The 18,948-nt window shown below is 73.2% G+C and carries 19 protein-coding genes; 11 read left to right on the forward strand and 8 right to left on the reverse strand.

Going from position 1 to position 18,948, the window contains the following annotated elements:
- Nucleotides 1–111: 111 nt before the first annotated feature.
- Complete coding sequence (locus ACIBCJ_RS15515) at nt 112–885, reverse strand: 3-hydroxybutyrate dehydrogenase (RefSeq protein WP_362103157.1); 774 nt, start codon at nt 883–885, stop codon at nt 112–114.
- A 291-nt stretch (nt 886–1,176) separates the two neighbouring features.
- Here ACIBCJ_RS15515 and ACIBCJ_RS15520 point away from each other — a divergent pair, with 291 nt between their 5' ends.
- The 3 genes from ACIBCJ_RS15520 to ACIBCJ_RS15530 all read left to right on the forward strand — a co-directional run bounded on the left by ACIBCJ_RS15520 (nt 1,177) and on the right by ACIBCJ_RS15530 (nt 4,922).
- On the forward strand, nt 1,177–2,637 hold the full coding sequence (locus ACIBCJ_RS15520; RefSeq protein WP_365981514.1) for a PHB depolymerase family esterase: 1,461 nt from the start codon (nt 1,177–1,179) through the stop codon (nt 2,635–2,637).
- A 238-nt stretch (nt 2,638–2,875) separates the two neighbouring features.
- Nucleotides 2,876–3,883 carry a glycoside hydrolase family 11 protein gene (locus tag ACIBCJ_RS15525; protein ID WP_365981513.1) on the forward strand — a complete coding sequence of 336 codons (1,008 nt, stop codon included), beginning with the start codon at nt 2,876–2,878 and terminating at the stop codon, nt 3,881–3,883.
- Between the two features lie 31 nt (nt 3,884–3,914).
- The gene (locus ACIBCJ_RS15530; RefSeq protein WP_362514064.1) at nt 3,915–4,922 is read left to right on the forward strand and encodes a polysaccharide deacetylase family protein; all 1,008 of its coding nucleotides are present in this window, start codon (nt 3,915–3,917) and stop codon (nt 4,920–4,922) included.
- 58 nt (nt 4,923–4,980) lie between these two features.
- On the opposite strand, the gene ACIBCJ_RS15535 is transcribed toward ACIBCJ_RS15530, so the two are convergent.
- Together ACIBCJ_RS15535 and ACIBCJ_RS15540 are read right to left on the reverse strand one after the other, a co-directional pair.
- Nucleotides 4,981–5,319 (reverse strand): MazG-like family protein, encoded by a 339-nt coding sequence (locus ACIBCJ_RS15535; protein WP_362103153.1) that lies wholly within the window; start codon nt 5,317–5,319, stop codon nt 4,981–4,983.
- Nucleotides 5,320–5,356: 37 nt separating this feature from the next.
- Nucleotides 5,357–5,899, reverse strand: coding sequence for a DoxX family protein (locus tag ACIBCJ_RS15540; protein WP_133888262.1), 543 nt, complete (start codon nt 5,897–5,899; stop codon nt 5,357–5,359).
- Between the two features lie 167 nt (nt 5,900–6,066).
- Between ACIBCJ_RS15540 and ACIBCJ_RS15545 the strand changes: the two genes are divergently transcribed.
- Complete coding sequence (locus ACIBCJ_RS15545) at nt 6,067–6,393, forward strand: nuclear transport factor 2 family protein (protein ID WP_362103151.1); 327 nt, start codon at nt 6,067–6,069, stop codon at nt 6,391–6,393.
- Between the two features lie 302 nt (nt 6,394–6,695).
- Here ACIBCJ_RS15545 and ACIBCJ_RS15550 read toward each other — a convergent pair whose 3' ends face one another.
- Nucleotides 6,696–7,487 (reverse strand): SDR family oxidoreductase, encoded by a 792-nt coding sequence (locus ACIBCJ_RS15550; RefSeq protein WP_362103149.1) that lies wholly within the window; start codon nt 7,485–7,487, stop codon nt 6,696–6,698.
- A gap of 132 nt (nt 7,488–7,619) precedes the next feature.
- Between ACIBCJ_RS15550 and ACIBCJ_RS15555 the strand changes: the two genes are divergently transcribed.
- A complete protein-coding gene (locus tag ACIBCJ_RS15555; protein WP_362103147.1) occupies nt 7,620–9,278 on the forward strand; it encodes an alkaline phosphatase D family protein in 1,659 nt (552 codons plus the stop codon).
- On the opposite strand, the gene ACIBCJ_RS15560 is transcribed toward ACIBCJ_RS15555, so the two are convergent.
- The gene (locus ACIBCJ_RS15560; RefSeq protein WP_362514058.1) at nt 9,265–10,296 is read right to left on the reverse strand and encodes a Gfo/Idh/MocA family oxidoreductase; all 1,032 of its coding nucleotides are present in this window, start codon (nt 10,294–10,296) and stop codon (nt 9,265–9,267) included. The two genes, ACIBCJ_RS15555 and ACIBCJ_RS15560, sit on opposite strands and share 14 nt — an antisense overlap.
- A gap of 268 nt (nt 10,297–10,564) precedes the next feature.
- On the opposite strand from ACIBCJ_RS15560, the gene ACIBCJ_RS15565 reads away from it, so the two are divergent.
- The 4 genes from ACIBCJ_RS15565 (at nt 10,565) to ACIBCJ_RS15580 (ending at nt 15,316) form a co-directional block, all read left to right on the forward strand.
- Nucleotides 10,565–11,863 carry a multidrug effflux MFS transporter gene (locus ACIBCJ_RS15565; RefSeq protein ID WP_365981511.1) on the forward strand — a complete coding sequence of 433 codons (1,299 nt, stop codon included), beginning with the start codon at nt 10,565–10,567 and terminating at the stop codon, nt 11,861–11,863.
- 77 nt (nt 11,864–11,940) lie between these two features.
- Complete coding sequence (locus ACIBCJ_RS15570; protein ID WP_362103141.1) at nt 11,941–12,987, forward strand: serine hydrolase domain-containing protein; 1,047 nt, start codon at nt 11,941–11,943, stop codon at nt 12,985–12,987.
- A 596-nt stretch (nt 12,988–13,583) separates the two neighbouring features.
- Nucleotides 13,584–14,564 carry a small ribosomal subunit Rsm22 family protein gene (locus ACIBCJ_RS15575; protein ID WP_365980099.1) on the forward strand — a complete coding sequence of 327 codons (981 nt, stop codon included), beginning with the start codon at nt 13,584–13,586 and terminating at the stop codon, nt 14,562–14,564.
- Between the two features lie 89 nt (nt 14,565–14,653).
- Nucleotides 14,654–15,316: a response regulator transcription factor gene (locus tag ACIBCJ_RS15580; protein WP_362103183.1), complete on the forward strand. Its 663-nt coding sequence runs from the start codon at nt 14,654–14,656 to the stop codon at nt 15,314–15,316.
- A 19-nt stretch (nt 15,317–15,335) separates the two neighbouring features.
- On the opposite strand, the gene ACIBCJ_RS15585 is transcribed toward ACIBCJ_RS15580, so the two are convergent.
- Nucleotides 15,336–15,515: a DUF6243 family protein gene (locus ACIBCJ_RS15585; protein WP_362103137.1), complete on the reverse strand. Its 180-nt coding sequence runs from the start codon at nt 15,513–15,515 to the stop codon at nt 15,336–15,338.
- A 121-nt stretch (nt 15,516–15,636) separates the two neighbouring features.
- Between ACIBCJ_RS15585 and ACIBCJ_RS15590 the strand changes: the two genes are divergently transcribed.
- On the forward strand, nt 15,637–16,284 hold the full coding sequence (locus ACIBCJ_RS15590) for a TetR/AcrR family transcriptional regulator (protein WP_362103135.1): 648 nt from the start codon (nt 15,637–15,639) through the stop codon (nt 16,282–16,284).
- Between the two features lie 106 nt (nt 16,285–16,390).
- On the forward strand, nt 16,391–17,122 hold the full coding sequence (locus ACIBCJ_RS15595) for a bifunctional DNA primase/polymerase (protein WP_362103133.1): 732 nt from the start codon (nt 16,391–16,393) through the stop codon (nt 17,120–17,122).
- A 4-nt stretch (nt 17,123–17,126) separates the two neighbouring features.
- Here ACIBCJ_RS15595 and ACIBCJ_RS15600 read toward each other — a convergent pair whose 3' ends face one another.
- Both ACIBCJ_RS15600 and efeU read right to left on the reverse strand, forming a co-directional pair.
- On the reverse strand, nt 17,127–18,116 hold the full coding sequence (locus ACIBCJ_RS15600; RefSeq protein WP_362103131.1) for a hypothetical protein: 990 nt from the start codon (nt 18,114–18,116) through the stop codon (nt 17,127–17,129).
- Nucleotides 18,076–18,948 carry an iron uptake transporter permease EfeU gene (gene efeU, locus ACIBCJ_RS15605; protein ID WP_365980100.1) on the reverse strand — a complete coding sequence of 291 codons (873 nt, stop codon included), beginning with the start codon at nt 18,946–18,948 and terminating at the stop codon, nt 18,076–18,078. The genes ACIBCJ_RS15600 and efeU overlap by 41 nt, the downstream gene beginning before the upstream one ends.

Consider the following 18,948-nt stretch of genomic DNA (forward strand, 5'->3'; position numbering starts at 1 on the left):
GCCGCCCCCCGCCCCCCCCCGCCCCCCGCCCCCCCCCCCCGCGCCCCCCCCCCCCCCCCCCCCCCCCCCCCCCCCCCCCCCCCCCCCCCCCCCCCCCCCCACGGCCGGTTCTCAGTGGGCGGTCCAGCCGCCGTCCAGCGGCAGTGAGGAGCCGGTGATGTAGCCGGTGTTGCGGGCGCACAGCCACAGGGCGGCCTCGGCGACCTCCGCCGGCTCGATCAGCCGCTTGATCGCGGTGCGTTCCAGGAAGACCCGCTCGACCACCTCGCCCGCCGGGATGTCGTGGGCGAGCGCCTGGTCCGCTATCTGGTCCTCGACCAGCGGGGTGCGGACGTAGCCGGGGTTGAGGCAGTTGCTGGTGACCCCGTGCGCGGCACCCTCCAGCGCGACCACCTTGCTGAACCCTTCGAGGGCGTGCTTGGCCATGACGTACGCCGACTTGTAGGCGCTGGCGCGCAGGCCGTGCACCGAGGAGACGTTGACGACCCGGCCCCAGCCCCGCGCGTACATGTGCGGCAGGGTGCGGCGCACGATCCGGAAGGGGGCCTCCACCATCACCCGCTGGATGAGGGCGAAGCGGTCCATCGGGAACTCGTGCACGGGGGCGACGTGCTGGAGGCCGGCGTTGTTGACCACGATGTCGGCGTCGCCGGGCAGCGCCTCCACCGCGTCCGGGTCGGAGAGGTCGGCCACGACGGCCGTGCCGCCGGTCGCCGCGGCCACGTCCTTGGCGCCCTCGGCGGCCAGGTCCACGACGTACACCTCGGCGCCCGCCGCGGCGAAGGCCTCGGCGCAGGCCCGGCCGATTCCGCCGGCCGCCCCGGTGACCAGGGCCTTGCGTCCGGCCAGGAACCGGGGGGTGAGGGGATTCTCGGTGCTCTCCATGGCGGAACACCGTAGGAAGGAAGCGAGAGCGCAGACACAGGGGCCCGTCACACAATTCCGCTCCCCGGCATGGTGGCCGCCACCATCCCCTGGCCCTGCCACAGCGGCATCGGCGGCGCCATGGTCCGGGCCACCACTGCGCCGGGCGCCCCGCTGGGCGCCGCTCACATGTCGCGGTCACCGGCGCGGTCGTACGGTCCGCTCCCAGCACGCCGGTACGTCGGCGGGCGGGCGGTGTCCGCCGCAGCGTCCGCAGCAGCTCTCCCACCTCACACCCACGGGAGTCACCCCATGCGTTCCCTCACCCCGCGCGGCGCCTTCGGACGCCGCGTCCTGGCCGTGGCACTCGGCCTCGCCGCCGGCCTGACCACCCTCTCCCCGCTCGTCCGGCCCGCCGTCGCGGCCGACGGCCTCCAGCAGGTCACCGGCTTCGGCTCCAACCCCGGCAACCTGGGGATGTACGTGTACGCGCCGGCCGACCTCCCCGCGAACGCGCCGCTGGTCGTGGCGATGCACGGCTGCACCCAGTCGGCGAGCGACTACCACGCCCACTCCGGCTGGCAGAAGTTCGCCGACGCCTGGGGCTTCGCGGTGGTGTACCCGCAGACCGGCCCGGCCAACAACAGCATGTCCTGCTTCAGCTGGTTCGACCCCGCCGAGGACACCCGCGGCCGGGGCGAGGCCGCCTCGGTCGTGCAGATGGTCGACCACGCGGCGGCGCGGTACGGCTCCGACCGCCACCGCGTCTTCGTCACCGGCCTGTCCGCGGGCGGCGGCATGACCGCCGACCTGCTCGCGGCCTACCCGGACGTCTTCGCGGGCGGCGCGGTCGCCTCCGGACTGCCCGCGCAGTGCGCGACCAGCCTGGCCGCCGCGTCGGGCTGCCAGTACGGCGACCAGCGCCTCACCCCGAAGCAGTGGGGCGACAAGGTCCGTGGCTCCTACCCCGGTTACACCGGTCCGTGGCCCCGCGTCGCGATCTGGCAGGGCACCGCGGACGGGACCGTCGCCCCGGTCAACGGCACCGAACTGCGCGACCAGTGGACCGACGTCTGGGGGATCGGCCAGACCGCCTCCGGCACGCGGAGCCTGCCCGGGAGCACCACCGAGAGCACCTACGACGACCCGGCCGGCCGGCCCGCCGTGGCCCTGTACTCGGTCTCCGGCATGGCCCACGGGCTCGCGGTGAGCCCCGGATCGGGCGCCGACAGCTGCGGAAGCACCGGCACGTACTACCTGAACCGCGTCTGCTCCAGCTACTACACCGGGAAGTTCTGGGGCCTGGACGCGTCCCCGGGCGACGGCGAGGGCACCCTGCCGGCGCCGTCCGGGCTGACGGTCACCGGCACCACCGGCACGAGCGCCGGGCTGTCCTGGACCGCCGTGAGCGGCGCCGCCTCGTACGCCGTCTACCGCGACGGCGGCAAGGTCGGCTCCCCGACGGGCACGTCCTTCACAGACACCGGCCTGAGCGCGGGCACCGCCTACCGCTACACCGTCGCCGCGATCGACCCCTCCGGTGCCGAGGGGACGCGGTCCGGGGCGGTCACGGCCACGACCACCGGCGCCGCGCCCCGGTGCTACACGGCCTCCAACTACCACCAGGTCGCCGCGGGCCGCGCCCACCAGAGCGGCGGCTACACCTACGCGAACGGCTCGAACCAGAACATGGGCCTGTACAACGTCGCCGTCACCCACACCCTGAAGGAGACGTCCCCCGGGTACTTCGTGCTGGCGGACGGGGGCTGCTGAACCCTCTTCGAAACTTTCGGAGAAGGCCAAGTGCCTTTCCGGCGGCATCTGCGAGCTTCTTCTGCTCGCAGCATGCCGCCGGGGGTCACAAGTGGGCTGAGCTGCGCGTGACTCCTCCGCGAGGTGTTCACGACGACGTCGCAGGTTTCGAAATGTCGACCGAAAGTGTTGACGCTCGACAAGTGCAGGCCAACACTGGCGCCGTTGTCCGAACCCCCGCAGGAGAGGAACGCCTTCCATGAACCTGCTCGTTCCACCGCGGCGCCGCAGACGGGGCTCCGCCGCCCTGCTCCTCAGAGGCGCGTGGGCCGTCGCCCTGGCCGCGCTCGCCGCGCTGATGCTGCCGGGCACCGCCCAGGCCGACACGGTCGTCACGACCAACCAGGAGGGCACCGACAACGGCTACTACTACTCGTTCTGGACCGACAGCCAGGGCACCGTCTCCATGAACATGGGTTCCGGCGGTCAGTACAGCACCTCCTGGAGCAACACCGGCAACTTCGTCGCCGGCAAGGGCTGGAGCAACGGCGGACGCCGGACCGTGCAGTACTCGGGCACCTTCAACCCGTCCGGCAACGCGTACCTGGCCCTCTACGGGTGGACGTCGAACCCGCTGGTCGAGTACTACATCGTCGACAACTGGGGCACCTACCGCCCCACGGGCGAGTACAAGGGCACCGTCACCAGCGACGGCGGCACCTACGACATCTACCGGACGACCCGCGTCAACAAGCCCTCCGTCGAAGGCACCCGCACCTTCGACCAGTACTGGAGCGTGCGGCAGGCGAAGCGGACCGGCGGCACCATCACCACCGGCAACCACTTCGACGCGTGGGCGCGGGCCGGGATGCCGCTGGGCAACTTCAGCTACTACATGATCATGGCCACCGAGGGCTACCAGAGCAGCGGCAACTCCAGCATCAACGTCGGCGGTACGGGCTCCGGCGGCGGTGGTGGCGGGGGAGGCGGCGGTGGCGGCGGCGGGTGCACCGCGACGTTGTCCGCCGGGCAGAAGTGGGGGGACCGGTACAACCTGAACGTCTCGGTCAGCGGGGCCAGTAGCTGGACGGTGACGATGAACGTGCCGTCTCCGGCGAAGGTCCTGTCGACGTGGAACGTCAACGCGAGTTATCCGAGCGCGCAGACGCTGACCGCCAAGTCCAACGGCAGCGGGAACACCTGGGGCGCCACCATCCAGGCCAACGGCAACTGGACCTGGCCCTCGGTCTCCTGCGCCGCGGGCTGACCCCACCGCACGACACCAGCGAGGAGGATCCATGCGTACGCGCACCAGCCCCCGTCCGTCGCGCGGCCTGCGCACCCTGGCCACCGGTGTGGCCGTGACCGCGCTCGCGGCCGCGGGCACCGTGGCGGCGGGCGCCGCCCCGTCCCGGGCCGCCGCCTGCACCGGTTACGTCGGCCTCACCTTCGACGACGGCCCCTCCGGCAGCACCCAGTCCCTGCTCAACGCGCTCAAGCAGAACGGGCTGCGGGCCACCATGTTCAACCAGGGGCAGTACGCCGCCCAGAACCCGTCCCTGGTCCGGGCCCAGGTGGACGCCGGCATGTGGGTCGCCAACCACAGCTACACCCACCCGCACATGACCCAGCTCAGCCAGGCCCAGATGGACTCGGAGATCTCCCGCACCCAGCAGGCGATCGCGGGCGCGGGCGGCGGGACGCCCAAGCTGTTCCGGCCGCCGTACGGCGAGACCAACGCGACGCTCAGGTCGGTCGAGGCCAAGTACGGGCTGACCGAGGTCATCTGGGACGTGGACTCGCAGGACTGGAACAACGCCAGTACCGACGCGATCGTGCAGGCCGTCTCCCGCCTCGGCAACGGCCAGGTCATCCTCATGCACGACTGGCCCGCCAACACCCTGGCGGCCATCCCCCGCATCGCGCAGACCCTGGCGGGCAAGGGACTGTGCTCCGGCATGATCTCGCCGCAGACCGGCCGTGCGGTCGCCCCCGACGGCGGCGGCAGCGGCGGCGGTGGGGGAGGCGGCGGTGGCGGCGGCGGGTGCACCGCGACGTTGTCCGCCGGGCAGAAGTGGGGGGACCGGTACAACCTGAACGTGTCGGTCAGCGGGGCCAGTAGCTGGACGGTGACGATGAACGTGCCGTCTCCGGCGAAGGTCCTGTCGACGTGGAACGTCAGCGCGAGTTATCCGAGCGCGCAGACGCTGACCGCCAAGTCCAACGGCAGCGGGAGCACCTGGGGCGCCACCATCCAGGCCAACGGCAACTGGACCTGGCCCTCGGTCTCCTGCACCGCGGGCTGACCCGGCGCCGGTCCGCACCCGTGGCCCGTCGGCACGGGTGCGGACCTCCGCGCGCCGCTCACGCACCCAGCGAGCGGTCCGCCACCCGTGCCAGGTGCCGGCCGAACACCACCCGGGCCTCGGGAGTCAGCGTACGCAGCGCCACCATCGCCGTGATCACGACGTCGCACAGCTCCGCCTCCACGTCCTCCCAGGTGTGGGTGACACCCTTGCGCGGGTTCTGGCCGGTCGCGCCGATCACCGCCTCGGCGACCTCACCGACCTCCTCCGACAGTTTCAGCACGCGCAGCAGCAGGCCCTCCCTGCCGCCGACGGGCTGGTCCGCCTCCAGCCACGCCCACAGGTCGTCGACGGTGCTCCAGGGGTCGGCTGCCAGGCCGTGCGGGTTGTCGCTCATGCGGAGCAGCGTGCCACGGTCCCGCTCCCCGCGGGCGTCAGTCGAACAGCGGTTCCTGCTGTCCCTCCGCCGCCCGGCGCAACCGCCTGTTCCGGGCGCCCACGACGACGGTCGTGGCCGCGGCCGTCACCGCGAGGGCGGCGGGGACCATCCAGTTCCGGTTGACCGCGTGGCCGAGCGCGTGGTCGAGGGAGAGGCGGCCGGGTCCCGCGACCGCCAGACCGGCGGCCGTCAGGCCGAGGGAGGCCGCGTACTCGTAGCCGCCCGCCTGGGCGAAGAAGCCGTTCGGGGCGTGCACCGCCGCGGCGCCCGCCATCGCTCCGGCCGCGGCCGCGCCCGCGGCCGGGGTGGCCAGGCCCAGCGCCAGCAGCGCCCCGCCGCCCGCCTCCGCGAGGCCCGCCGCGGTGGCGCTGGCCCGCCCCGGCGCGTAGCCCATGGCCTCCATGGCCTGGCCGGTGCCCTCGATCCCGCCGCCGCCGAACCAGCCGAGCAGTTTCTGCGCGCCGTGCGCGGCCAGGACGCCGCCGGTGCCCAGGCGGAGCAGCAGCAGCCCGAGATCACGCCGGTCAGAGCAGTTCACTTCGACTCCCTCGCGGACGGCCGCCGCGGGCGGCGGCGGATCACCTCCCCACCGTCACCCGTCCGTGGCGGCGGGGCCCGTCGCGGGCGCCGTTCGGGTGGTGGCGGGCGGTGGGCCGGCCGGCGGGCCCGGTGGCGGGGGTGCGGAGCCGGTGTGACGCTGCCGCCATGACGATTCAGACCACGCGACTCAGCGACCCGGCGGTCCGCGCCTTCGTCGCCGCCGTCAACGCCCACGACCGCGAGGCCTTCCTCGCGCTGCTCGCGCCGGGAGCCACCATGGCCGACGACGGGGACGACCGGAACCTCGACCAGTGGATCGACCAGGAGATCTTCTCCTCCAACGGTCACCTGGAGGTCGACAACGAGTCGAACGGCGGTCGCGCCCTCATCGCCCGCTACCGCAACGACACCTGGGGCGAGATGCGCACCCGGTGGGACTTCACCGTGGACGAGGACGGCCGGATCGCCCGGTTCGAGACCGGACAGGCGTAACGCGCCGGGACTTGGTGCGGCAGCCGTTCCGTCCACCGGTGTGCACCCCGCGCATCCCGCGCGGGACCCACCCCCAGCCGGTGGCGGAACGGCTGCCGTCTCCCCCCTCGGCATGGTCCGTGGAGCGTTGTGGAAGACCAACGCCTCATGTGTGAAGCTCCGGTGAAGGAGATTTGAGCATATGTCCTTCACCGGCTGCAATACCGCGGACTTTGAAATTCCGATGATGTGAACAGCTGACGTGATCCGGTGCGGCGAAGGGCTCGGGGAACCGGCTCGGTGAGTTCGCCCGGCGGACCGGCTCAGCCGCGCCCCACGTACGGCATCGCCGTCGCCAGGACCGTCGCGAACTGCACGTTGGCCTCCAGCGGCAGCTCGGCCATGTGCCGCACCGTGCGCGCCACGTCGGCCACGTCCATCACGGGCTCGGGTGCCGTCTCCCCGTTGGCCTGGAGCGCGCCGGTCTGCATGCCGGCCGTCATCTCGGTCGCCGCGTTGCCGATGTCGATCTGGCCGACCGCGATGCCGTAGGGGCGGCCGTCCAGCGACAGCGACTTGGTCAGGCCCGTCAGCGCGTGCTTCGTCGCCGTGTACGCCACCGAGTGCGGGCGCGGCGTGTGCGCCGAGATCGAACCGTTGTTGATGATCCGGCCGCCCCGCGGGTCCTGCTCCTTCATCTGCCGGTACGCCGCCTGCGCGCACAGGAACGCGCCGTTGAGGTTGGTGTCCACCACGTGCCGCCAGGCGTCGTAGGGCAGCTCCTCGACCGGCACGCCGCCGGGACCGAACGTCCCCGCGTTGTTGAACAGCAGGTCCAGCCGCCCGAACCGGTCGCGCACCGCGCCGAACAGGGCCGCCACCTCCTCGGGGCGGGACACGTCGGCGCGGACGGTGAGTGCCGTGCCGCCGCCCGGGGGTGCCGCCGCGGCCGTCTGCGCCAGGGGTTCGGGGCGGCGGCCGGCCAGCGCCACCGACCAGCCGGCCCGGAGCAGTTCGACGGCGACCGCCCGGCCGATGCCGGAGCCGGCGCCCGTGACGACGGCGACCTTCGGCCGGCCGGCGCTTTCCTCGTCGGTGGTTCTCACAGCGTTCATGAGTCGGCAGGGTACGGGTCGCGGAACATCCGGAACTCATCCGTCCGACATACGATCGCCATGTCCGCGCCAAGCCGGGGTCGTTCCCGGCGCTTCGAATTCCCCTTGCAACCACCGCTTGGGGAGGAACGGATGACACCCGCGAACCACCAGGGCCCGGCCCGGACGAAGACCTCGCACGCGCCCGAACTCCGCGCCGCCGCCCGCAGCCTGGGCCGCCGCCGGTTCCTGACCGTCACCGGCGCCGCCGCCGCGCTCGCCTTCTCGGTGAACCTGCCGGCCGCCGGCACCGCGAGCGCCGCCGAGCTGGACGGTGCGCAGCTGACCGCCAACCCCTTCACGCTCGGCGTCGCCTCGGGCGACCCGCAGCCCGGCTCCGTGCTGCTGTGGACGCGCCTGGCCCCGGCCCCGTACCAGGCCGACAGCGGACTGCCCGCCAAACGCGTCGAGGTGAGCTGGGAGCTGGCCCTGGACGAACGGTTCCGCCGCGTCGTCAGAAGGGGCCGGGCCACCGCCCACCCCGAGTTCCACCACACCGTGCACGTCGAGGTCGACCACCTCGAGCCCGGCCACGTCTACCACTACCGCTTCCGCGCCGGCCGGTACGTCAGCCCGGCCGGCCGCACCCGCACCGCGCCCGCGCAGCACAGCAGGGTCTCCGACCTGACGTTCGGCCTCGTCTCCTGCCAGAAGTACGACGAGGGGTACTACACCGCGTACAAGCACCTGGCCCAGGAGGACGTGGACGTCGTCTTCCACCTCGGCGACTACCTCTACGAGTACGCCGTGAACGCCACCGGCGGCTCCCGCGCCTACCCCGCGGGCACCCTGCCCGCCCTCTTCAACCACGAGACGGTGACGCTGGAGGACTACCGCCTGCGGTACGCCCTCTACAAGTCCGACCCCGACCTGCGGGCCGCGCACGCCGCGCACCCGTTCATCGTCACCTGGGACGACCACGAGACCGAGAACAACTACGCCGACGAGACCCCGGAGAACAGCGTCCCGCCGGAGGAGTTCCTCATCCGCCGGGCCGCCGCCTACCGGGCCTACTGGGAGAACATGCCGCTGCGCACGCCCCAGCTGCCCGACGGCCCCGACCTCAAGCTCTACCGCCGCCTGTACTGGGGCCGCCTCGCCCAGTTCGACGTCCTCGACACCCGCCAGTACCGCTCCGACCAGGCGTACGGCGACGGCTGGCAGTACCCCGGGCCCGAGTCCACGGACCCGTCCCGCACGCTCACCGGGGACGCCCAGGAGCGCTGGCTGATCAACGGCTGGCACCGGTCGAACGCCCTGTGGAACGTGGTGCCCCAGCAGGTCACCTTCTCCCAGCGGTACAACTCGACCACCACACCGTCCCAGGTCTCCATGGACTCGTGGGACGGCTACCCGGCCTCCCGCGAACGCATCCTGGCCGGCGCACAGGCCGCCGGGATCGAGAACCTCATGGTCCTCACCGGCGACGTGCACGTCTCCTACGGCTTCGACATCAAGCGCGACTTCGACGACCCGGACTCCCGCACCCTGGGTACGGAGATCGTCACGACCTCCGTCACCAGCGGCCGCGACGGCTCGGAGAAGCCCTCCAACTGGGACACCCTCATGACCGCCAACCCGCACCTGAAGTTCTTCAACGGGCGGCGCGGCTACGCGACGGTGTCCCTCGGCCGCGAGTCGGCGCGCGCCGACTTCAAGACGGTGTCCCACGTCTCCACCGAGGGCGCGCCGCTCACCACCGCCGGGTCCTTCGTCACCGAGGCCGGGGAGCCGGGGCTCAAGCCGGCGTGACCTCACGGTCCGCGGGCGCGGTCTCCTCGCCGGGGTAGCGGACGCCGACGCGGTCCCGGATCGCGTCGAGCGTCCGCATCACGGCCAGCGTGCCCTCCAGCGGGACCAGCGGCGACTCGCGCTCCCCGGCGCGCAGGGCCCGCATGACCTCCTCGGCCTCGTGCCGCAGGCTCTCGCGGGGCCCGTCGGCCGGGTCGGCGCGGAAGACCTGCGGCTCGCGGCCGTCCCGGTGCAGGACGAAGTGGTCCGGGAAGAAGAAGCCGTTCGGGACGTCGATTCGGCCCTCGGAGCCGGTGACCGACGCCGAGTTGGGCGTACCGCCGGTGATGGAGCAGTGCACCGAGGCGAGCGCGCCGCTCCCGTAGGAGAGCAGCGCGCCCGTCTGGAGGTCGACGCCCTCCTCCGAGAGCACCGCCCGCGCCGTGACGTCCGCGGGCTCACCGAGCAGCAGCTGCGCGAACGACACCGGGTACACGCCCAGGTCGAGCAGCGCGCCGCCGCCCTGCGCGGGATCGCGCAGCCGGTGCGCCGGCGGGAACGGGCCCGCGAGGCCGAAGTCCGCCTGGAGGCTGCGGACCTCGCCGACCGCTCCGTCGTCCACCAGTGCCTTCAGGCGCCGCACCAGCGGATTGCAGAACATCCACATCGCTTCCATCAGGAAGACACCCCGCTCGCGGGCGAGCGCGACCAGCTCCGCCGCCTCGCGCGCGTTCAGCGTGAACGGCTTCTCGCACAGCACGTTCCGCCCGGCCTCAAGGCACAGGCCGGCCGCGGTCCGGTGCGCCGAGTGCGGGGTCGCGACGTACACCACGTCGACGTCCTCGTCCCGCGCCAGCGTCTCCCAGGCGCCGTACGCCCGCGGTATCCCGAACCGCTCGGCGAACGCTTTCGCCGACGCCTCGGTCCGCGACGCGACCGCCACCACCTCCGCGTCCGGCAGATCGACCAGATCCGCCGTGAAACGCGCCGCCATCCCGCCGGTCGCGAGAATCCCCCAGCGCACCTTCTGCCCGGTCACCGCTGACACCCTGCCCCACCCTCGCTCAGGTTCGTTTTCCGTCGTTCGCCGCCCGTTGTTCGAGTCTGTTCGTTCAACGGCGTACGAGCTGAGAGCATAGGTGGCGGATCCGTAGGAGAGGGAGGGGCACATGCCCGAGCGCGGGCCGTCCGTACCGCACCGGTCACCGGACACGACCACGCCGCCGAAGCCGAAACCGACGCCGTCAGCGTCTTCGACGGCGCCGATGTCGTCCACGCCGTCAACGCCTTCGACCTCGGCGGCGCCGATGTCGTCGACGGCGCCGAGGTCGCAGGCGGGGACGGGACCGGCCCTCCGCTCGCTGCGTGCCGCGCGCCGCACCGGTCTGCTCGTCACCCTCATCCTCGGCAGCCTCACCGCCACGCCGCCGCTCGCGATGGACATGTACCTCCCCGCGCTCCCCGAGGTCACCCGGTCCCTGGGCGCACCCGCCGCCACCGTCCAGCTCACGCTCACCGCGTGCCTGGCCGGCATGGCCCTCGGGCAGATCGTGGTCGGTCCGATGAGCGACAAGTGGGGGCGCCGGCGGCCGCTGCTGGCCGGGCTCGCCGTCTACGTCGTCGCCACCGCCCTGTGCGCCTTCGCGCCCACCGTCGAAGTCCTCGTCGCCTTCCGGCTGGTGCAGGGGCTCGCGGGCGCCGCCGGCATCGTCATCTCCCGCGCCGTCGTACGCGACCTGTACGACGGCGTGGCCATGGCCCGCTTCTTCTCCACCCTGATGCTGATCTCCGGCGTCGCGCCGGTCGTCGCGCCCCTCATCGGCGGGCAGATCCTGCGCTTCACGGACTGGCGGGGCGTGTTCGTCGTCCTCGTCGTGGTCGGCGTGGCCCTCGGCGCGCTCGTGTGGGCCAGGCTGCCGGAGACGCTGCCCGTCGAAGAGCGGCACGCCGGCGGCGTCGGCGACACCCTCCGCGCGATGCGCGGGCTGCTCGCCGACCGGCCCTTCACCGGGTACATGTTCGCCGGCGGCTTCGCCTTCGCCTCGCTGTTCGCCTACGTCGCGGCCTCGCCGTTCGTCGTGCAGGAGATCTACGGGGCCTCCCCGCAGACGTTCAGCCTGCTGTTCGGCCTCAACTCGATCGGGCTCGTCGTGGTCGGGCAGATCAACGGCAAGGTCCTGGTCGGACGGGTCAGGCTGGACCGGGTGCTCGCCCTCGGCCTCGTCGTCGTGATCGCCGCCGCGACCGCGCTGCTGCTCATGTCCCTGGGCGTCTTCGGAGAGGTCGGGCTCGCCCCGGTCGCCGTCGCGCTGTTCGTGCTGATGTCGGCGATGGGCATCAGCCTGCCCAACACCCAGGCGCTCGCCCTGATGCGGGTCAAGCAGTCCGCCGGCTCCGCCTCCGCGCTGCTCGGCACGTCCTCCTTCCTCATCGGTGCCGTCGCCTCCCCGCTGGTCGGGATCGCCGGGGAGGACACCGCCGTACCGATGGCCGTGGTCCAGCTGGTGGCGGCGGTCGTGGCGCTGGGCTTCCTCGTGACCATGTGCCGCGGGCGGGGGGCACGCGGGGAAACGGGCACGGGAACGGGCAAGGGAGCGGACAACTGAGCGCTCCGAGACTGCGTGGCGACACCCCGGCGCGGGCCGGGCTCGACCCCGAGCGGCTCCGCCGTGTCGTCGCCCTGGTGCACGACCTCACGGTGGGCGAACGTCCCTGGGCGGCGGGCGCCGTCGTGGCCGTCGGGCGGGGGCCCGTGCTCGCCGTCGAGGAGGCGGCGGGCTGGGCCGTGCGCTACGCCGCCTACGACCCGCACAGCGACACGGGTGTGGAGCTGCCCGCGGGCTCCCGGGTGCCGGCGACCGTCGACACGCCCTTCGACCTCGCCTCGCTGACGAAGCTGTTCACCGCGGTCGCCGCCGTGCAGCAGATCGAGCGGGGCACGCTCGGCATCGACGCGGAGGTGGGCGCCTACCTGCCGGACTTCCGGGGCGCGGCCGAGCACCGCGTCACCGTGCGGCAGCTGCTCACCCACACCTCCGGGCTGCGGGCCGAACTCCCGCTGTACGACTGCGCCGACGACGAGGAACGGATGCGGCGGCTGCGGGCGGAGCCGCCCGTGGGGGTGCCGGGGACGTACTGCTACTCCGACCTGAACATGCTGCTCCTCCAGGAGGTCCTGGAACGCATCACCGGCCGCACGCTCGACGTCCTCGTCCGCGACGGGATCACCCGGCCGCTGGGCATGACGGCGACGCACTTCGGGCCGTGTCCCGGCGCGGCGGCCACCGAGGACCAGCGGCGGCCCTGGGCCAAGGTGGACCGGGGGATGCTGCGCGGGGTCGTCCACGACGAGAACGCGTGGGCGCTGGGTGGCGTGGCCGGTCACGCGGGGCTCTTCTCGACGGGGCGGGACCTCGCGGTCTTCTGCCGGACGCTGCTCGCGGGCGGCTCGCACGGGCCGGCGCGCATCCTCGGGCCCGACTTCGTGGAACTGCTGCTGACCGAACCGGGGCTGGGCTTCGTCCTCGACCAGCCGTCGTTCATGGGGGAGCTGGCGGGGCGGGGGGCGGCCGGGCACACCGGCTTCACCGGCACGATGCTGGTCCTCGACCGGGCCACGGACACCTTCGCGGTCCTCCTCGCCAACACCGTCCACCCCCGCCGCCGCCCCCCGGCCAACACCCCCCGCGCGACCCTGTGCACAGAGCTGGCCCGAGCAGTACGCCCCTGACCCGGCCGCCTGCGGCGCCTGTGGGGGTTCGGTTGTGGCGGGGGTGGCGGAGGCCTGCGGCGGCCTGTGGGGGTGGGTGGGTGTGGTGCCTGCGGCGCCTGTGCGGGTTCGGTGGGGGTGCGTGTAGCGCCTTGGGTTCGGTGGGGGGGGGGGGGGGGGGGGGTGTGGGGGGGGGGGGGGTTGCGGGGGGGGGGGGGGGGGGGGGGGGGGGGGGGGGGGGGGGGGGGTGTCCGTCCTCGGAACGGCGCGGAATCGGTCGGCCACAGAAGCGGGCCGCGTTGACGCGCCAACCGCTGCGGGCGAACACCCCCCCCCCCGCCCCCTCCCCGCCGTACGCGGCTTCCCCGCCCCAGCTGCGGGCAGTCGTGCCGCTGGGGCGGCACGGGTGGGCGCAGCGGCACCCCGGCAGCGCCGGGCCACACGTCTCCTCGCCCCGCCCCGTCCCCGGGCCACCGGCCCACGCCGGGTCGCGGGCCCCCTGGGCCACAGGGCGACCCCGGGCCACCGATAACGCCGGTCGCGGCCCGCCCCGGGCCACAGGCCAACCCCGGCCCACCGACAAACGCCACCCACGGAGTGCCTCGTACAATCGCCGAGTGAACCACCCCGCCGACACCCTCCGCGCCACCCTCACCGACCTCGTCGACGGGCTCCCGCCCCGCCAGGCCGCGCAGGCCGTGGAGCGGCTGATCGCCAACTACCGCGGGGACACCCCGACCGACGCTCCCATCCTCCGCGACCGCGCCGACGTCGTGGCCTACGCCGCGTACCGCATGCCCGCCACCTTCGCCGCAGTACGCTCCGCGCTCGCCGAGTTCGCCGCGGCCGTGCCGGACTGGGCGCCCGGCAGCCACGTGGACGTGGGCGGTGGGACCGGCGCCGCGACCTGGGCCGTCAGCGACACCTGGGACGGCACGCGCCCGGTGACCGTGCTCGACTGGGCCGAACCCGCGCTCGCCCTCGGCCGCGAGATCGCCGCCTCGCTCCCCGCCCTGCGCGACGCCCGCTGGCAGTGCTCCCGCATCGGAGCCGCGCTCACCGTCGAGCGCACCGATCTCGTCACGGTGTCCTACGTGCTCAACGAGCTGACCGAGTCCGACCGCGCCGCCCTCGTCGACGCCGCCGCCGGCGCCGCGCAGGCCGTCGTGATCGTCGAGGCCGGGACCCCCGCCGGCTATGCCCGGATCATCGAGGCCCGTGACCGGCTGATCGCCGCCGGGTTCCGGGTCGCCGCGCCCTGCCCGCACAGCGCCGCCTGTCCCATCGTGCCCGGCACGGACTGGTGCCACTTCGCGGCGCGCGTCAGCCGCTCCTCCCTGCACCGGCAGGTCAAGAGCGGCTCCCTCGCCTACGAGGACGAGAAGTTCAGCTACGTCGCCGCCACCCGCCTCCCGGTCTCCCCGGCGCCCTCCCGCGTGGTCCGGCGTCCGCAGATCCGCAAGGGGCAGGTCCTGCTCGACCTGTGCGAGCCCGACGAGCAGCTCCGCCGCCGGACGGTCACCAAGCGCCACGGCGACCTGTACAAGGCGGCGCGCGACGTGGCCTGGGGAGACCCGTGGCCGGTGGGGGACGAGTGACCCGCCGGGTCAACCTCCTTACGGAGTAGGGTCGTCGGCGCCCGTCTAGCTGGATTGGACTCCCCGTGGAACGTGACGTGCACCGCGCCCTGCGGATCGTGATCGCCGAGGACGATCCGCTGCTGCGCGAAGGGCTCGCCCTGCTGCTGCGGGCCGAGGGTCTGGACGTGGTGGCCACCGCGGAGACCGCCGAGTCGGTGCTTGCGGCCATCGACGCCCACGAACCCGACGTGGCCATCCTGGACGTGCGCATGCCGCCCACCCACACCGACGAAGGCGTCCGCGCCGCCGTCGAGGCACGGCGGCGGCGTCCCGGGCTGGCCGTCCTCGTGCTCTCCGCCTATGTGGAGCAGTCCTTCGCCACCGACCTGCTGACCGGCGGCGTGGGCGGCCTCGGCTACCTGCTCAAGGAGCGCGTCGGCCGGGTCGAGGAGTTCATGGACGCGCTCGGCCGGGTCGCGGGCGGCGGTACCGCCATCGACCCGGAGGTCGTCGCCCAGCTCTTCACCCGCGGCCGCCAGGACACCCGGCTGGAGCGGCTGAGTCCGCGCGAGCGGGAGGTGCTCGCCCTGATGGCCGAGGGCCTGGGCAACAGTGCCATCGCCGGACGGCTCGTGGTCACCGACGGCGCCGTCCACAAGCACATCCGCAGCATCTTCGCCAAGCTCGATCTGTCCCCGGCCGACCAGGTCGACCGGCGGGTGGCGGCCGTCCTGCACTACCTGGAGAGCGCACGGGCGCCCCGCCACTGAGCGGCCGGGGACAGCTCGGTCAGGTGCTGCGGTCCTGCCTGCGCTGCCGCAGTGCGCGCAGCAGTTCGCGCTTCTGCGCCTGCGGGGACGGGCCGCCGCCGGCGCGGTCCGCCCGGCCGCCGCCGCGCAGGGCGTCACGTCCGAGATTCCGGCGCGTGCCGCCGACGCCCAGCATGTTTCCGGTTCCGCCTCGGGTCATGGGGTGCTCCTTGGTGTTCGTGTGCGTCGGATCGCGAGGGTTGCGATACGAGACGGTTCGTCTCGATGCGCCTCCACTGTCAGCGAGACGGACCGTCTTGTCAACCTGGTAACTTCGGAGCATGGCCACACAGAAGTCCACCCGCACCCCCGCCGCCCAGCGGCCGCACCCCGACGCCACCCGGCGCAGCCAGCGGTCCCGCCAGGCCATCTACGACGCCGCCCTCTCCCTGGTCGGGGAGATCGGCTACCCCAAGACCACCATCGAGGGCATCGCCGCCCGCGCCGGAGTCGGCAAGCAGACGATCTACCGCTGGTGGCCGTCGAAGGCCCAGGTCCTGCTGGAGGCCTTCCTCGACCTCGGTGAACAGGCCGTACGGGCGCAGGGAGGGGAAGCGCCCTACGCCATCCCGGACACCGGTGACGTCGCCGCCGACCTCAAGGCGGTGCTGCGCGCCACCGTGGACCAGCTGTACGACCCGAAGTTCGAGGCGCCCTCCCGGGCCCTGGCGGCAGAGGGGCTCGTCGACGAGCAGCTCGGCCGGGAGTTCGTCGCCAAGCTCCTGGAGCCTTCGCTCCAGCTCCACGCCGACCGACTGCGGGCCGCCCAGGAGGCCGGCCAGGTGCGGCCGGAGGTCGACCCGCGCATCGCGCTCGAACTCTTCGTCTCGCCCTTGGCCCAGCGCTGGCTGCAGCACACCGGCCCGGTCTCCTACGAGTACACCGACACCCTCGTCGACTACGCGCTCCACGGCCTCGCTCCACGGTGACCGAAGAGGCCTGACCAGGGAAGTTTGTCCCTTCGCGACCCCGAAGCGTCAAATGGTGCGACGATAGGGCATGCTGGTGCGCACGACGGCGAGGGCAAGGGGATAGATGAGCGCGGAGTTCGGCGGTCGGAGCGGTCTGCAGGGCAAACTCTCCTCGTGGCTGCGCGGACGCCGCCCCAAGGAGGCCGCCCCGGACGGTGGCCGGGAGGATCTGCTGCTCGCCGCCGCCGGTGCGGGACTGCCCCTGGCGCCCGCCGCGCACCCCGCCGGTTACCGTTGCTCCTGCGACCGCGTGGGCTGTCCCACCCCGGCCCGGCACCCGGTGTCGTTCGCCTGGCAGACGCAGTCCACCACCGACCGCGGCCAGATCGAGCGCTGGGCCCGGCACCAGCCCGAGGCCAACTTCATCACCGCGACCGGCATGGTGCACGACGTGCTCGACGTGCCGCTGGAGGCCGGCCGCGAGGCGCTGCGGCGGCTGCTCGACGCCGGAGTCGAGGTCGGTCCGGTCGCCGAGAGCGACGACGGGCGCATGCTGCTGTTCACCCTCACCCGGGGCACCCCCGAGGACGAGGACGAGTGGTGGCCCTGCGAGCTGGACTGCCACCCCGAGACCATGGACGAGCATCCCGGGCTGCGCTGGCACTGCCGCGGTTCCTACGTACTGGTGCCGCCGGCCCGGCTGCCGGGCGAGGACCGGACCGTGCACTGGGTGCGGGGCCCGGAGCACCCGCTGCCGGACCCGCTGACCCTGCTGGAGACCCTCACCGACGCCTGTTCCCGGCACGCCGGTGAGGACAGCGACCACGCGGGCGCCGCCTGGCCCCTGCGCCGCTGACGGACTACTCGCCCTTCGCCGACGTCAGGCCCTGGACCCGGCCCAGCACCGACACCGGGCCGTCCGCCGGATCGAGCGCCACCTCGTTGGAGACGAACTCCATCGTCAGCGACTGCTTGATCTCGCCCTCCGTCAGCGCCAGCACGTCCTTGTTCGGCGTCGGCACGGACGCGCCCCGCGCGGCGGTCTGCTTCTCGAAGTGCCGGGTGGTGAAGAACACCAGCGCCCCGCCGTCCTTCGTGCGCAGTGCCAGCGGCGCGTAGTCGCCGTTCGTCAGCGGTTCGTCGATGTACTGCGTGGCCAGGCCGGGGCGGGCCGACCGCTTCGCGCGCGCGGCGCGCCAGGCACTGGTGTGCGTGCCGTCGGCGAAGACCTTCCCGCCGTCCTGGAGGTAGGCCGTGTAGTCCTTGCTCAGGGAGGCCGGCGGGACGCTCACGTCGGCCGAGTTCGCGGGCACGGCCTGGGCCCAGCCGTCCCGGTCCGTCTTGAACTCGGGCACCTTCCCGGGGGCGACCAGCGTCAGGTACGCCGCCTCCCAGGGCTCCTTCATGGCGTTCCGGGTGAAGACCAGCAACCAACGCGCGTTTCCGCCCTTGTTGGCCTTGGCGTCCGCGACGAACCAGCGCGGCCAGCCCGCCTTCTTCGGGACGGTGAACCTGGTGTCGGTCAGCTCCAGCGGGGTGTGCGCCGGATTGCCGTCGGGGTGGTTGGCGGCGCCCGCCTTCAGCCGCGCCGAGTCGATCGCGGCGAGGGCGCCCGTCGTGCGGTCGGCGTCCAGGGAGGCGTCGTACGCCTTGTCGGCCTTGTTGTACGCGGCGGTGAACTGCTCCAGTGCCTTCGCGGCCTCCGCACGGGTGGCCGAGGGAAGCACCTCGCGCTCACCGTGCACCACCACGCATCCGCTCGCCGCCAGCGACAAAGCGGTCGCCGAGGCGGATATGAGCGCGCACTTCTCAAGCCTGCGGGGCCTTCGAGGGCCGCGATCCTGGCTCATCAGGTTCCTTCACCTTCCCCTTCCCGGAGGCGAACCCTACCGGGGCGAGGAAGAGCGCGAGCGCCGGGACCAGGTACAGCAGCCACACCGTGACCTGGAGGACGGTCGGATCGGGCTGGAAGTTGAACACGCCCTTGAGCAGGGTGCCGTACCAGCTGGAGGGGTCGACCGTGCCGCTGATGTCGAAGGCCAGGTGCGTCAGGCCCGGTACCAGGTCGGCCTCCTGGAGATCGTGCACGCCGTACGCCAGGACGCCCGCCGCCACGACGACCAGCATGCCGCCGGTCCAGGTGAAGAACTTGGCCAGGTTGATGCGCACCGCGCCCTTGTAGAACAGCCAGCCGAGCAGCACCGCGGTCGCCAGGCCCAGGGCCACGCCGATCAGCGGGCGCGGGGTGCCGTCGCTCGCCGCGTGCACCGACGCCCACACGAACAGCGCCGTCTCCAGGCCCTCCCGGCCCACCGCGAGGAACGCCGTGGCCACCAGGGCGCCGGTGCCCATCGCGAGGGCCGCGTCCAGCCTGCCGTGCAGCTCCGCCTTCAGGTGCCGGGCGGTGCGCCGCATCCAGAAGACCATCCACGTCACCAGGACCACGGCGACGATCGACAGCGAACCGCCCAGCGCCTCCTGCGCCTTGAACGTCAGCTCCTGCGAGCCGAACTCCAGCGCGCAGCCGAAGCCGAACGCGAGGGCGATCGCCACGCCGATGCCCGCCCAGATGGGCTTCAGGGCGTCCCGGCGGCCCGTCTTGACCAGGTAGGCGATCAGGATGCAGACGACGAGCGAGGCCTCCAGGCCCTCGCGCAGTCCGATCAGGTAGTTGGAGAACAC

Origin of the sequence: Streptomyces sp. NPDC051136, assembly GCF_044455745.1 — a bacterium.
GTDB lineage: Bacteria > Actinomycetota > Actinomycetes > Streptomycetales > Streptomycetaceae > Streptomyces.

What these genes read in the sequence shown, in the direction of transcription:
- ACIBCJ_RS15515 (WP_362103157.1), bottom strand. Translation starts at nt 885, where the DNA reads ATGGAGAGCACCGAGAATCCCCTCACCCCCCGGTTCCTGGCCGGACGC.
- ACIBCJ_RS15520 (WP_365981514.1), top strand. Translation starts at nt 1,177, where the DNA reads ATGCGTTCCCTCACCCCGCGCGGCGCCTTCGGACGCCGCGTCCTGGCC.
- ACIBCJ_RS15525 (WP_365981513.1), top strand. Translation starts at nt 2,876, where the DNA reads ATGAACCTGCTCGTTCCACCGCGGCGCCGCAGACGGGGCTCCGCCGCC.
- ACIBCJ_RS15530 (WP_362514064.1), top strand. Translation starts at nt 3,915, where the DNA reads ATGCGTACGCGCACCAGCCCCCGTCCGTCGCGCGGCCTGCGCACCCTG.
- ACIBCJ_RS15535 (WP_362103153.1), bottom strand. Translation starts at nt 5,319, where the DNA reads ATGAGCGACAACCCGCACGGCCTGGCAGCCGACCCCTGGAGCACCGTC.
- ACIBCJ_RS15545 (WP_362103151.1), top strand. Translation starts at nt 6,067, where the DNA reads ATGACGATTCAGACCACGCGACTCAGCGACCCGGCGGTCCGCGCCTTC.
- ACIBCJ_RS15550 (WP_362103149.1), bottom strand. Translation starts at nt 7,487, where the DNA reads ATGAACGCTGTGAGAACCACCGACGAGGAAAGCGCCGGCCGGCCGAAG.
- ACIBCJ_RS15555 (WP_362103147.1), top strand. Translation starts at nt 7,620, where the DNA reads ATGACACCCGCGAACCACCAGGGCCCGGCCCGGACGAAGACCTCGCAC.
- ACIBCJ_RS15565 (WP_365981511.1), top strand. Translation starts at nt 10,565, where the DNA reads ATGTCGTCGACGGCGCCGAGGTCGCAGGCGGGGACGGGACCGGCCCTC.
- ACIBCJ_RS15585 (WP_362103137.1), bottom strand. Translation starts at nt 15,515, where the DNA reads ATGACCCGAGGCGGAACCGGAAACATGCTGGGCGTCGGCGGCACGCGC.
- ACIBCJ_RS15590 (WP_362103135.1), top strand. Translation starts at nt 15,637, where the DNA reads ATGGCCACACAGAAGTCCACCCGCACCCCCGCCGCCCAGCGGCCGCAC.
- ACIBCJ_RS15595 (WP_362103133.1), top strand. Translation starts at nt 16,391, where the DNA reads ATGAGCGCGGAGTTCGGCGGTCGGAGCGGTCTGCAGGGCAAACTCTCC.
- ACIBCJ_RS15600 (WP_362103131.1), bottom strand. Translation starts at nt 18,116, where the DNA reads ATGAGCCAGGATCGCGGCCCTCGAAGGCCCCGCAGGCTTGAGAAGTGC.